We start from the raw sequence: 13,384 nt of genomic DNA, 5'->3' as shown, positions 1-13,384 counted from the left end.
CAGAGTAATTTATGAGTAATATTTTTCATTATGCTTTTAAAGTCAAAGATCTGGCCAGTACACGGGCTTTTTATATCGATATATTAGGTTGCATAGAAGGGCGCTCGACCGAACATTGGGTCGATTTTGATTTTTATGGTAATCAACTATCAGCGCATGTGGGTGTAGTAGAGAGCGCACTGGATTACTGTGGCCAAGTAGATGGCGTAGCCGTGCCGATCCCACACTTTGGTTGTTTATTAACTGCCGAGCAATTTACGAGCTTAGCGCAAAAACTTGAACAAGCGAAGGTGACTTTTATCGTAAAACCGCAATTGCGTTATGCGGGTAAAAGCGGCCAGCAACACACTATGTTTGTATTAGATTTCAGTGGTAATCCATTAGAGTTTAAATCATTTAGCGATGAGACTGAGGTGTTTAAAGCGTAGGGCTTATCACGCTTACAGGGAGATGCAGGCTTTAGATCAAGGCAAGTAAAAGTACAAAACCTATTTTAAATCAAAGTATTATTAGGCTATCCGTTGTAAACTGGCTCCAGGTTGTAAACTATAGCTATTTTAAACTTAAATGATGCAAGTCGGGGGTATATCACGCCTTTAGATTTGGCATGCCATTAGCTAAATGAAGACATTGAGAACGCTATCATGAGTGATTTACCCAACTGCCCGACATGTTATTCCCCTTATACCTATGAAGATGCAGGCTTCTTCATTTGTCCTGAGTGTGCACATGAATGGCAAAGCCGTGATGATATTGCTGTGTTGGATGAGCTTGATATTAAAGATGCACATGGTAATAAGTTAGTAGACGGCGACACCATTACCGTTATCAAAGATTTGAAAGTGAAGGGCACATCGTTAGTGGTTAAGGTAGGTACGAAAGTAAAAAATATTAAACTGGTGAGTGGCGATCATGACATTGATTGCAAAATAGAGGGTATTGGTGCCATGAAATTAAAGTCAGAGTTTGTGAAAAAAGCTTAGGGCTAACTTGACTTAGCCATTGATGAGCAAAGGTTCAGCCCAGTACAAACCTCATTCGGTTATATCATAAGGAATGACCTGTTTATGTCAAAATTTAAAGCGATAATGTTATTAATCTTGCTCAGTTGCACCGTGATTTTTGTGATGCAAAATACTGAGACTGTTGAGATCAGTTTCTTGTTTTGGCGCTTTGCGCTGTCACGTATCTTCATGATGTTATTCTTATTACTGATAGGTTTTGTTTTGGGTGTTTTGGTTACGCGTTGGTTTATGCGCAAGGGCAAAAAAACCACTGATTTGACTACAGCTGACTAAATTTATTCGGCTTAAGTTTGCCTGCAAGCCAGGTATATTCGCTTTTAGCGCTAAACCATTTTACCTAACGAAGCGTTACTTCGCCGCACTCGCCTAAGAAAAGGATCGCTCGCTGATGGAGCAACAACATACTTTTTACGCCATCTTTGTGCTTGGAGTGATCTTCTTGGCGATATTGCTGGTGCGTTTGTTTGTGAACCGTCGATGGTGCCCACCGATGTTAATGTTTATGCTGATTGGTATCGTGGTGGGACAAGTGGTGAATGGCAATATGGCGACTAGCCATTTGTCAATGCGCGCTATTTTGAGCGTGCTAGGTGAAGCCGGGTTGATTATGCTGCTGTTTAAAGTCGGCATTAATGCCGATTTAAAAGGTTTGCGTACGCAACTTCCTAATGCCTCTTGGATCTGGCTTTGGAATGTGGTCGTCAGTGGTGCTTTAGGTTTTCTTGCAGCTTATTGGATCCTGTCGTTAGATGTAGTGACCAGTTTATTTATCGCCATTGCATTTACCGCAACCAGTGTTGGCGTGACGGTGAGTTTATGGTCTGACGCCGGTAAGTTAAGCACGCCACAAGGCACCTTGCTACTCGATGTTGCGGAGTTAGATGATCTTAGTACCATTTGTTTAGTGGCTATGTTAGTGGCACTGTTACCGCTGTATTACAGTGGCACCGCTATTCAGCCCTTGGATGTGGTCCATAATCTTGGGTATATCGTGCTGTTATTAACCGCTTTTGCCGTGGTAGCGTGGTTTTTTTCATTACACATTGAGCCACGGCTAACCCGCGTGATTGCGCGCAATGCCGTGTCGCATGAATTAGTGGTCTTTATGGTTGCCGTAGGTTTTATTGTTGCGGCATTAGCTGAAGTGTCGGGTTTATCGCTGGCAGTGGGGGCTTTTATTGCGGGGTTAGCATTTTCACGCGATCCCAGTGCCATGCATGAGCAACCGGTATTAAATGGCTTATACGATTTTTTAACGCCGTTTTTCTTTATCAGTCTTGGTATGTTGTTTGAGATCAGTAGTCTTGATGGCCTGATCTGGCCTGCGGCGGTGTTAGTGTTGTTTGCCATACTGGGTAAAATACTCGGGGTGATGTTACCTGCCTGGCCTCGCTTGGGCTTTGGCGCCGCCTTGTTACTTGGCGTGAGTATGGTGCCACGTATGGAGATTGCGATGGTAGTGATGCAAAAAGGCCTAGAGGCGGGTGTCAGCCAAAGCGTGTTTAGCGCTATGATTTTAGCCTGTTTTATGACGGTGTTATTTACGATGCTGGGCTTACCTGTGTTACTTCGGCGCATCCCTTTAGCAAAATAAACACGCCAGCATTTTGGCTAAGTGTTATACGCGGTTTGGTCGCGTTAAGACTGTTGTTAATAAACCCGTTGTTATCAGCCTGCAAACCGCCGTCGATATGGAATATATTGCGTAAGAGGTTAGGTTACGTTTTCAGCGTGGCTGATTATAATACGCTGTGCTTATTACTGTTTTGTAATGTTAAGCGCAAAGCTTGTAGCTTGTTGTCCTATTTAAGTAAATTGAACGGCAAGGCTCGGCCTTCGAACCTGTCCGTATCGTTTAAAACTGCAGCAACCTCACCGACAAATGAAAGAAGTTTTGTATTACACGGGTTTATAGCATGGCTTTTTTCGCCCAGTGTGTAATGATAGAGAACAGCATAAAGTGTTTACGATTCAATGCCCCGACCTGAGCTTTAAAAAAACATGCCTGCGGGGATGCCGAACAATTTTGGCGCTAATTAGAATTAGTCCGTTTATTCGAGATCGAAGAGGAAAATATGTCAGAAAAACAATACCGTTTAATCACGAGAAGTGATTTTGATGGCTTGGTATGTGCCGTGCTATTAAAGCATCTCAATATGATTAACGACATTACCTTTGTACATCCAAAAGATATGCAAGATGGCAAAATTGAAGTTTCAAGCAATGATATTTCAACCAATTTGCCATTTGTACCTGGTATTCATCTGGCATTTGATCATCACCTTTCTGAAACTATCCGCAATGAAAAAATGGGTAACCATATCATTGAGCCGGATGCCCCCTCCGCTGCGCGTGTCGTGTGGAATTATTATGGCGGCCATGATGCTTTTCCGGCAGAGTGGGATGACATGATGGAAGCGGTAGATCGCGGAGATTCGGCGCAATTTACTAAGCAACAAGTGTTAAATCCACAAGGTTGGGATTTACTCAATTTCTTAATGGATGCCCGTACTGGTTTGGGGCGTTTCCGTGAATTCCGTATTTCTAACTATAACTTAATGTTAGATCTGATTGATTACTGCAAAACCCATACTATTACTGAAATCATGGCGTTACCTGACGTATATGAGCGGGTAGAGCTGTATTTTGAGCAAGATGTCTTGTTCAAAGAACAGTTACGTCGTTGTGCTAAAGTGCACAAAAACTTGGTGGTGCTGGATTTAAGAGATGAAGAGATCATTCATGCCGGTAATCGGTTTGTGATTTATGCTTTATACCCTGAATGCAATATTTCTATTCATGTCATGTGGGGCTTTAAAAAGCAAAATATTGTGTTCGCTACCGGTAAATCCATTTTCGATCGTAGCTCAAAAACCAATGTGGGTGAGTTAATGTTGAAATACGGCGGTGGGGGGCATCAGGCTGCGGGGACTTGTCAGATCCCACAAAATGAAGCGCTCACTACTCTACAAGCGTTAATTAAACAGATTAATGCTGATGGCTAAACGGCTTACAAACTGAACTGCAACAACGCTGGCTCTTCCTCTGGATTGTGACAGCGTTTAAGTGCTCCTTACGGGTGATACAAAAAATAGGGTTTTGTGTCGCCCGTTTTTACAAGCGATTGTCCCTTGCTTACCTGATCCCTAATTGGGATATCCTGCGCCTCTAAGGTATCGCTTATTGTCATAACTCCCTATTTTTAAAGGTAATATATGACTGCTATTGTCGAATTAAAACAATTGTTGGCCGGATTGAAACCTCAGCTCATGGCTGATGAATGGGTGTTTTGTACGGTGACACAACCTTTAGCTCATTTCTTGACGCTCGACCCTCTTGCTACCTTTCTGGAACCTGAAGGCTTAACCTTAGTGTTAAAAAAAACGACGGCAGATCAAGCCGGTTTAGCCTACAGCAGTAGTTTTAAACAAATTACTTTAACGGTGCATTCCAGTTTAGACGCGGTGGGGCTTACCGCTGCCGTTGCCGCCAAATTAACCGAAAAAGGCATTAGTGCGAATGTTATGGCGGCTTATTACCATGATCATATTTTTGTGCCAACCAGCAAAGCGACAGCGGCTTTAGCGGCTTTAAACGAATTAATGGTTTAAGCTGGTAGTTTAGATAAAATGACTTATGCTTGAGATCCCTCAACACCGTTTTTGACTTCGGGCTGCTTGCTCAGGTTGAGGGGGTAACGCCCGATCACTGTCGTTAATAAGGAGCATCGGTATGACGTTATCCCAGCTTACAGAGTTGCTCGGTTGGGCAACTTTGCTGAATTTGGCCTATTTAAGCTTCGTTTCTTTGATGCTGATGTTAGGGCGCAATCTTGCCGTCGCCTTACATCAAAAATTTTTTGACTTAGATGACGCCGCTTTACAACTCAAGTTTTATGCTTTTTTAAGCCAGTATAAGGTGATAACGCTGACGTTTTTCGTTGCGCCTTATTTGGCGTTAAAAATTATGGGCTTTTAGTGTTCAACATACATTCGTTGGATCTTGATAATGAATACATCGCAAGGTGTATCGGCTGATTGCAGCAACATAATTTGATGATCAGCCGCTGTGCCACTTTGCTAAAAGCGGCAGCCTTGGCATACTGCAGTCATAATCCTACTGAACGAATATCAGAACCTATGTCCTTTATTTGTGAACACAACGATGCCTTTGCTGAAATCGCAAAACAAAAAATTATTGAATTTAACGCGCTGCATTGGGATGCCAGTCAGCGGCAACCACTGGGGTTAAAGCAGGTTGGCCATAACGGCGAGTTATTAGCGGCGTTAGCCGGTCGTACTTTTGGCAATTGGTTTTATTTAGAGTCGTTTTGGTTAGATGCTTCGCTGCGACAACAAGGGATCGGACGGGCAATGTTGGCTGAGGCCGAAGCGATTGCGAAAGCGCGAGGCTGTCGTTATGTCATTTTAGATACGCTAAACTTTCAGGCGCGCCCGTTTTATCAGCGCCAAGGTTATCGCGTAGAATGGACCCAAGCAGATTATCCGTTTGCCGGTGGCGAGAAATACTTTATGACAAAAACCTTGTAGTTAAAGTGAAATGCCCACCACGGCAGTATTAAGTCATCGCTATGGGCATTAGAGCGCTTCAACATAACGATACAAGGATTTTAATAAGGCGATTTTTTTCTCATCGCCACTGTGTAATTCGACAAGATGTTCTAAGGCCAACGTAAACTGTTCAAAGGTTAAGTTGGGGTTATCTTCACCATGTAACAGCTTATCTGAGCAATATCGGCGCCATTTTTGTTGCTCGGCCTCAGTTAAGGTTAACGGATAATTACGAGCACGATATAAAAATAATAAACGATTAAGGCGATCTTCAGAAAATATGGGTGGATTAGCCGCTAACACCTCAGCTGACATCTGTTGTAATTGCTGCATTTTTTGTTTGTCAGCATCACTAATAAAGCCACTATACAATTGATAATCCGGGTTAGTCTCTGCAGCATACTCATGGGGTAATTGATACAAATCCACCACAGTTTGTTGCACTTGTTTATGTTGCCTGATCCAGTCTAAATTCGCTAAACAGGTGGCACGGTCGATGCCCAACTCTGTGGCACGTTCTACCGTGAGTGTTTTGGCATTGGCTAACACAGGGCATTTGTTTAAATGCACTAATTTTAAGCCCAGCCGTTGTTCACCCTCAGCCAGATCAATGGTTTTTTTATACAGCTTTTCTTGCAGTGTGGCTAAATTGTCCGTTAGCAAAGGGCGAGGATCGTGCTGTAAGTTAAAACAAATAACCGCGTTTTTATTAGTAGGGTGAAAGGCAAGTGGCACAATCCAACTAACACAGCCTTGCGTGGCTGGAAATTTTGATGACACATGCACCAGGGGGTTAAAGCTGCAACATCAATCAACTCTGCTACTTTTTGTTTTTTGCGCAGTTCATAGAGGTACTGAAACAACTTGGGTTGTTGTTGTTTAATCAGTTTGGCTAAACCAATGGTGGCATATACGTCAGAGAGGGCATCATGCGCATTAGCATGGCTTAAGTTATTAGCTTTACTTAATTCTTCTAATTTAAAGCTGGGGCTACCATCTTCTTTTTGTGGCCAAACAATGCCCTCTGGGCGCAAAGCATAACAGGCGCGCACCACATCAATTAAATCCCAACGGCTATTGCCTTGCTGCCATTCACGGCCATAAGGCTCAAAGAAATTACGATATAAACTGTAACGTGTTACTTCATCGTCAAAACGCAGGCTGTTGTAGCCTAACACGCAGGTATTGGCTTGGCTAAAACGTGCTAAGATCTTCTGCATAAAGGCATTTTCGGGTAAGCCTTTTTGATTACACAGTTGTGGGGTCAGGCCAGTGATTAACGCGGCAGCCGGGTGCGGTAAATAATCAGGCGCCAATTGGCAATACCACATGTCCGGTTTAGCGATTTCATCTAAGGCTAAATCTGTTCGAATACCGGCAAACTGCGAGGGGCGATCGCGCTTAGGATCGGCGCCCCAGGTTTCGTAATCATAAAAATAAAAACTCGGCGAATCAGTCATGCCAGACCTTTTTTATCAGAGCAGCGAAGCTGCAACTTAAGATGATGTGATCATACCGTAAAATAACTGGCTTCGCTAAAAGCTGCAGCAGTTAATTTTTTTACAATCAGGTTGAATGTCGAAATCTCTGTTATGCTTATACTATGTAAATGCTTGATTTATGTTGGTAGGTTCCGGTTTTACTAACAAATTTTGTTATTGATGATCGGTTCCTAAGTTCAACTCTTGGTTATGATCTTTTACGGTATCTGACCCTTTGCAAAGGCTAACAATACGTTATGAGAAAAAATTTACCAGTAACAAATCAACGGCAACGCTTTGCCCTTGAACAGCGGTTAATTTCAGTAACAGATACCCGTGGCGTCATTGTTGACTGCAATGATGCTTTTATGAAGATCAGTGGTTTTTCTCGTGAAGAGTTGATTGGCCAACCGCACAATCTAGTGCGCCATCCTGATATGCCTCCCGAAGCGTATGCCAATATGTGGTCATACTTAAAAAAAGGCCAACCTTGGATGGGGCTGGTTAAAAATCGTTGTAAAAACGGTGATTATTATTGGGTTGATGCTTATGTCATGCCGATCACGGAAAGGGGCAATGTCATTGGCTATGAATCGGTTCGAAGCTGCCCTAGAGAAGAGGACGTGATTCGTGCAGAGAAACTCTACAAGCAGATCAGCCAAGGCAAAAAATCATTAAATTTACCTAGTATTCCTTTGATGGTATCACTCGCCACGTTGATCGTCAGTGCCGCTACATTCTGGTTAGCCGATTTAGCGCTTGCCCAATGGGTGTTGATAGCTGGCTTACTGTTTCTTGCTGCAACTTATCAGCAACGACGCGCTAAGTTATTAAGTGATTTAAAAACCTTATTAGCGGGGCGTTTTACCGATCCTTTAGCGGCGTCAAGTTACACCGATGATCGCTCAGAAATAGGGTTATTAAAAGTCAGTATTTTAAGCGATAGGGCGCATTTGGCCTCGATGATTACCCGTATAGAAAGTGCGGCAAAAGATGTATCACGTGATTCAAGCCGTGGTTTGGTCCTCACGCGTGAAGCAAATGTCGAAATTGATCGTCAGCAAGCAGAAACGCTGCAGGTGGCTTCGGCGATGAATGAGATGACCACCACGATAGCGGAAGTGGCGCATCATGTTACGGATACCGCTTTGCAGGCCGACAAAGCGAATAAACTCTCAAGCAAAGGTAATGAAATTGCTGATCGCACCCGTCAATCGATAGAGAAACTGCGGGAAACCGTCGCGACTATTGGCCATTCGGTTACCGAAGTGGCCGATCAAACCGGTAAGATTGTGCAAGCGGCGCAAATGATTGAACAAATTGCCGATCAAACGAATTTATTGGCCTTAAATGCGGCCATTGAAGCGGCCAGAGCCGGTGAGCAGGGGCGTGGTTTTGCGGTGGTAGCTGATGAAGTACGAAATTTAGCTCGGCGCACGCAACAGTCTACGCAAGAGATCTATGGCATTGTTACGGAGTTGACCGCGCGTGCAGAGAATGCCGTGCAAGTGGCTAAACAAGGCGCGATTGACGCTGATGCCGGTGTACATAAAGTGCAAGAAAGTAGCGATATGCTAAATGGTATTAATGCTGCAGTCAGTGATATTGCTCAAATGTCGACTCAAATGGCTACCGCGGTGGAAGAGCAGGCGCATGTCGCTGACGATATTAATCGGCAGATCGTCAATATCTCGGTTTTAGCAGAGCAAAGTACTAAAGCCGCCATTGAAGCCTCAGTAACGTTAGAGCAACTAAACACCGTATCTGATGATTTAGCGGAAATGGTGCATCGCTTTAAACGCTAGTATTTTATTCACATAGGGCTTTAACACCTTGATAGGTTAAAGCCTGAAAAGTATTGAATTATTTACAACGTAATGATTGACGGTACTGCTTTTCCGGTGCATCTTATTTCTTGTTATTAAAAATAAATATCATGTTTTTAACTTTTCCTCTGGGTATTAGAGGTGTTAATTTAGGCTGAAGGCTCGAGATGTTTAATTCTTTACGTAGTCAGTTAACCTTATTGCTGGTTGCTTTACTGGTATTGCTTTCAGTCGTTACCGGCTACGCTACCCTCAGCACGATGCGCCAAGATAGCGAAGAGCAAGCCCGTCAAATTCTCCAAGTTTCTACTAATGTGTTTCGGCAAACACTGCAGGTTAGAAGCGATCAGTTAACGGAAAGTGTCCGCATTTTAGCGGCTGATTTTGGCTTTCGCCAAGCCGTTGCTACTGCTGAGCAAGGCACCATTCAAAGTGTTTTAGAAAATCATGGCGGCAGAGTTTATGCTAATTTAGCGGTATTATTTGCGCTTGATGGTCGCATGCTAGCGTCAACATTGCCTATAACCAATCTTGATCCTTTACAGAAAAGCTTTCAAGCCGCCCGTTCACAGCAGGGCGCCTTTGCCGACATCATCAGTTTAGACAACGAAGCGTATCAAATCGTATTAGTGCCGGTTCGAGCCCCGCAAGTGGTGGCTTGGGTTGGCATGGGGTTTACTGTCGATGAGCAGCTTGCACTGCAAATTCAGAATATCACCGGCTTGGATGTCAGTTTCTCTCAATTATCTGGCGCTAACCGTAACATGTTAACAACGACCTTAGTGCCGGGGGCACAACAACAATTTTCAGCTATGCTGCAAAACGTGCTGCTGGGTGAGTCGCAAGTTTTAATGGATGAGAGTGAAAACTACATTTCGCAAGCCTTTGCTTTAGATCAAGATAATCAGTTATGGGCTTGGCTGCACTTACCGAATGAGCGTTGGTTAAGTAATTATCAGCAGTTACGTAGTCAATTAGTGCAAATTTTTAGTCTGGGGTTGGCTTTAGCTTTAGTCGTGGCGTTCTTTTACACCCGCAGTGTTACACGCCCTTTAGAACAGTTAGTGCAGTTTGCTACTGCGATAGGCAAGGGCTCAACAGTTGCAGCACCGGAAGTAAAACTCGCTGAAATTGGCATGTTAGCCAATACATTAACTAGAATGCGTACGGGTATCTATCAAAGGGAAACGCAATTAAAAGAACAAGCCGAGCGAGATAGCTTAACGGGTTTAGGTAATCGTTTGGCGGTGGAGAAACATTTGCCGCGCTTGTTTGCGTTGGGTGATGGCCAGTTATTGCAAATTAATATCGCTAAATTTAAGCATGTTAATGATAGTTTTGGTTTTAGCAACGGTGATGTGTTGTTACAGCAATTGGCTTCTCGTTTGGTGTTAAATAATGACATTACTTTCTCTGCACGCTTAGGCGCCGATGAGTTTTTAATTGTCTTACCCGAAAGCATCAGTGATATCGCGCGTAATGTGCTGTTAAAACAATTAAGCCAACCTTTTGATATTGCTGGCTCGGCGATTTCTTTGCAATTGATAGCGGGTAGTTATTTATATCGTCAAGGCGAGAACGATGTGAATAAAGTGCTGCGTCGCTTAGATATTGCCTTAAACTCTGCCAAAAATAAGGGTTTGGCGCTGGCGCTGTATCAAAGTGGCCAAGATGAAAGTCATCAGCGAGAGCTGACAATAATTCGTGATTTACCGATAGCTTTGTGCAGCGGTCAGATGTATATCGTGTATCAACCGAAAGTCGATATTTTAGCGAAATATTGTAATAGTGCTGAAGCCTTGATCCGCTGGCAACATCCGCAATTGGGTTTTATTTCACCTGTCGAGTTTATTTTATTGGCTGAGCGCTCGGGTAATATTAATTTAATTTCAAATTGGATGCTGCAATCGGTGATCAAGCAGTTGGCAGCCTGGCAAGAAGACCATCCGGATCTGACGGTTTCGGTCAACTTGTCGGCTCATGATTTATTAGATGAACATTTACCGCAGACGATTGTCGAGTGGCTAGAAGAGTGGCAAGTGCCAGTGTCAGCCTTAAGTTTAGAAATGACCGAAAGCGCTGTCATGCAAGACACGGTAAAAGTCATTAATAATTTACATCAATTGAAAACATCGGGTATTCGGTTAGCCATTGATGATTTTGGAACAGGCCAATCGTCATTAGCTTATTTAAAATCCTTACCGGTGCATGAGCTTAAAATAGATCGTGCTTTTATTAAAGACATTGAAAATAATTTTCAAGATGCGTTGATTGTTAAAGCCGCCACTCAGCTGGCAATGGGCTTAGGTTTGAAAGTCACAGCAGAGGGGCTAGAGAATCGCAGTGGTTTAGCCAGCGTGCTGCAAGCGGGTTGTCAGAATGTGCAGGGCTATTATTTTTCTAAACCCCTTTCTGCTGAAGATTTCAGTCTTTGGTTAACATCGTTTTCAAGTCAAGGTGGTACGTTTTTTAATGAAGTTTAAGCGGTTAGTACCGTCGTTTAGTCTCGTTTAAACCCCAAGCGGATCGTGCCATTTGGCCAAGCTTTGCTCTATAAACTGTTGTAAACGCACCGCGGCTGGCGGTAAGCGTTTGTTGGCATGGCGTACTAAATACCAATGGCTACTCAATGGAAAGCCTTGTACCGGTAAAATAACTAATCGGTCATGGGGCAGCTGCAATGTATGTGCTGACAACACGGCTAAGCCTAAACCGGCACTGACGCTTAAGCGGATCGCCTCGTTGGTTTCTATCTGCATACTGTGCGCTAATTCAATCGCTTGGCTACTTAGCCAAGTATCAAAAATCATCCGTGTGGCAGAGCCCGGCTCACGTAACAAGAAGCGTTCTGTTTTTAATTGTTGAAAACTCAGTTTGCTTTGTTTAGCCGCCCAATGTGTTAAAGGCGCGACTAAATACAGTGGGTTTCGCACAACCGGTTTAGCATGCACATGGTCGCCACTGGGTGGGTGGCTAAACAAATAGAGGTGATCTTGTTGTTGTTCAAACCGCTCTAAGATGCGAGCACGATTACCAATATGCAAGGTCACTTGTACCGCCGGATAATCTTGATAAAACGCCGCTAATAGCTCGGGTAATAAATATTGAGCGGTGTTCACTACCGCCAGTGAGATGCTACCGATGCTACCGCTTTGTTGTTGGCTTAATTGAAAACGGAGTTCTGATAGCCGTTCATCAATATCTTGAGCCGCTTGGTACAGTAACTCTCCTGCGGCGGTGAGCTGTAACTTTTGTTGTTGATAATCGACCAGCGGCGTACCGACCGCATCGCTGAGTTTTTTAAGTTGCAACGATACGGTGGGCTGTGTCAGATGCAGCGCTCGTGAAGCTGCGGTTATGCTGCCGTGCTGTACCACTTGGCGAAAAACCTGTAATAAACGAAAGGTTAGTAAACGCTGGTCCATAGATAATTATCTATATTGATTTGCTTTATTATTAATTAGCATAAAAAGCTAGGCTTAGGCAAGATAGCGCCCAAAATGAAAGGAGCTAAAAATGCCAGATATCGTCATCATGTTTTTTGCGTTGGGTCTGATTGCAGGCTTGGTTAAGTCTGATTTAAAAGTACCCGTGCCGATTTATGAAACTTTATCGATTTTATTAATGCTGACCATTGGTTTAAAAGGTGGGATGGCATTACATGGTGTACCGCTACTGCCATTACTGCCTGAGTTAGGTAGCATTATTTTAGCCGGTGCCGTGTTGCCCTTGGTGCTCTATCCGGTGTTACGTAAGTTAGTAAAATTAGAAAGCGCGGATGCAGCCAGTATTGCGGCGCATTATGGTTCAGTCAGTGCTGGTACTTTTGCGGTGGTGCTCGCGGTGGTCAGCGCCAGTGGTTTAGCGATGTCTCCACAAACAACCTTGTATTTGGTGTTATTAGAGTTGCCAGCCATTGTGATGATGCTGTGGTTGTACCGTTATCTTAATGGTAGCAAAGCCAGCGGCTTAGCGATTTTACATGAAGCGTTAACCAGCCGTGGCGTACTCTTGCTCACCGGTGGTTTGGTGATTGGCGCCTTATATGGCCAGTCAGGTCTGGCAGATATTTCAGTCGTCTTGGTGGGCGGTTTTAAAACCTTACTTGCGTTATTCTTACTTGAAATGGGCTTATGTACCGCTAAAGTATTTCAACCTTTGCCATGGCGGCAATGGCGCTTAATGATCTTCGCAATCGTGACGCCCATGGTGTTAGCCAGCTTTGGTTTACTGTTAGCGGCCTTGCTCAGTTTACCCGCAGGCAGTGCGTTAGTGTTAGCGACCTTAATGGCCAGTGCGTCTTACATTGCCGCACCCGCGGCTATTCGTGCCGCGATTCCGCAAGCCGATATAGGCCTTGCGTTACTTGCCTCGTTGGGCATTACCTTTCCGTTTAATATCCTCGTCGGTATTCCGCTTTATCAAAGCTGGTTAGCTTAAAACTTTAACGTGGTGCGGGCGAAGTGTTGAGCTCAACCCGC

General features: G+C 43.9%; 12 protein-coding genes and 1 pseudogene. 11 read left to right on the top strand and 2 right to left on the bottom strand.

Translation table 11 applies throughout. The annotated features are described in order from the left end of the window. Positions 1 to 11: 11 nt before the first annotated feature. From ACUJFL_RS10985 to ACUJFL_RS10950, 8 genes are all read left to right on the top strand, one after another. Positions 12 to 428 (top strand): VOC family protein, encoded by a 417-nt coding sequence (locus tag ACUJFL_RS10985; protein WP_445427499.1) that lies wholly within the window; start codon positions 12 to 14, stop codon positions 426 to 428. A gap of 216 nt (positions 429 to 644) precedes the next feature. After that, positions 645 to 983: a zinc ribbon domain-containing protein YjdM gene (locus ACUJFL_RS10980; protein ID WP_445427498.1), complete on the top strand. Its 339-nt coding sequence runs from the start codon at positions 645 to 647 to the stop codon at positions 981 to 983. A gap of 84 nt (positions 984 to 1,067) precedes the next feature. Further along, complete coding sequence (locus ACUJFL_RS10975) at positions 1,068 to 1,298, top strand: lipopolysaccharide assembly protein LapA domain-containing protein (protein ID WP_445427497.1); 231 nt, start codon at positions 1,068 to 1,070, stop codon at positions 1,296 to 1,298. A 115-nt stretch (positions 1,299 to 1,413) separates the two neighbouring features. Continuing rightward, positions 1,414 to 2,619, top strand: a complete 1,206-nt coding sequence (locus tag ACUJFL_RS10970; RefSeq protein WP_445427496.1) for a cation:proton antiporter — start codon at positions 1,414 to 1,416, stop codon at positions 2,617 to 2,619. A 481-nt stretch (positions 2,620 to 3,100) separates the two neighbouring features. Continuing rightward, positions 3,101 to 4,030: an exopolyphosphatase gene (locus ACUJFL_RS10965; protein ID WP_445427495.1), complete on the top strand. Its 930-nt coding sequence runs from the start codon at positions 3,101 to 3,103 to the stop codon at positions 4,028 to 4,030. A 210-nt stretch (positions 4,031 to 4,240) separates the two neighbouring features. Continuing rightward, complete coding sequence (locus ACUJFL_RS10960) at positions 4,241 to 4,636, top strand: ACT domain-containing protein (RefSeq protein ID WP_445427494.1); 396 nt, start codon at positions 4,241 to 4,243, stop codon at positions 4,634 to 4,636. A 121-nt stretch (positions 4,637 to 4,757) separates the two neighbouring features. After that, positions 4,758 to 5,003, top strand: coding sequence for a DUF6868 family protein (locus ACUJFL_RS10955; RefSeq protein WP_445427493.1), 246 nt, complete (start codon positions 4,758 to 4,760; stop codon positions 5,001 to 5,003). A 161-nt stretch (positions 5,004 to 5,164) separates the two neighbouring features. Next, positions 5,165 to 5,575 (top strand): GNAT family N-acetyltransferase, encoded by a 411-nt coding sequence (locus tag ACUJFL_RS10950; RefSeq protein WP_306178550.1) that lies wholly within the window; start codon positions 5,165 to 5,167, stop codon positions 5,573 to 5,575. A 48-nt stretch (positions 5,576 to 5,623) separates the two neighbouring features. Here ACUJFL_RS10950 and sbcB read toward each other — a convergent pair. Beyond that, a pseudogene (gene sbcB / locus ACUJFL_RS10945) lies at positions 5,624 to 7,056 on the bottom strand (exodeoxyribonuclease I). A 278-nt stretch (positions 7,057 to 7,334) separates the two neighbouring features. On the opposite strand from sbcB, the gene ACUJFL_RS10940 reads away from it, so the two are divergent. Both ACUJFL_RS10940 and ACUJFL_RS10935 read left to right on the top strand, forming a co-directional pair. Next, entirely contained in the window at positions 7,335 to 8,882 is a 1,548-nt protein-coding gene (locus ACUJFL_RS10940) for a methyl-accepting chemotaxis protein (protein WP_445427492.1), read from the top strand. Between the two features lie 188 nt (positions 8,883 to 9,070). Continuing rightward, positions 9,071 to 11,386, top strand: a complete 2,316-nt coding sequence (locus ACUJFL_RS10935) for a putative bifunctional diguanylate cyclase/phosphodiesterase (protein WP_445427491.1) — start codon at positions 9,071 to 9,073, stop codon at positions 11,384 to 11,386. Positions 11,387 to 11,413: 27 nt separating this feature from the next. Here the strand turns inward: ACUJFL_RS10935 and ACUJFL_RS10930 are convergent, their stop codons facing one another. Beyond that, positions 11,414 to 12,328: a LysR family transcriptional regulator gene (locus ACUJFL_RS10930; protein ID WP_229585749.1), complete on the bottom strand. Its 915-nt coding sequence runs from the start codon at positions 12,326 to 12,328 to the stop codon at positions 11,414 to 11,416. A 91-nt stretch (positions 12,329 to 12,419) separates the two neighbouring features. Here ACUJFL_RS10930 and ACUJFL_RS10925 point away from each other — a divergent pair, with 91 nt between their 5' ends. Then, complete coding sequence (locus ACUJFL_RS10925) at positions 12,420 to 13,343, top strand: sodium-dependent bicarbonate transport family permease (protein WP_226752113.1); 924 nt, start codon at positions 12,420 to 12,422, stop codon at positions 13,341 to 13,343. Positions 13,344 to 13,384 lie beyond the last annotated feature (41 nt).

The organism is Alishewanella sp. HL-SH05, assembly GCF_052655985.1.
This window is presented reverse-complemented; position numbering and strand designations above follow the sequence as displayed.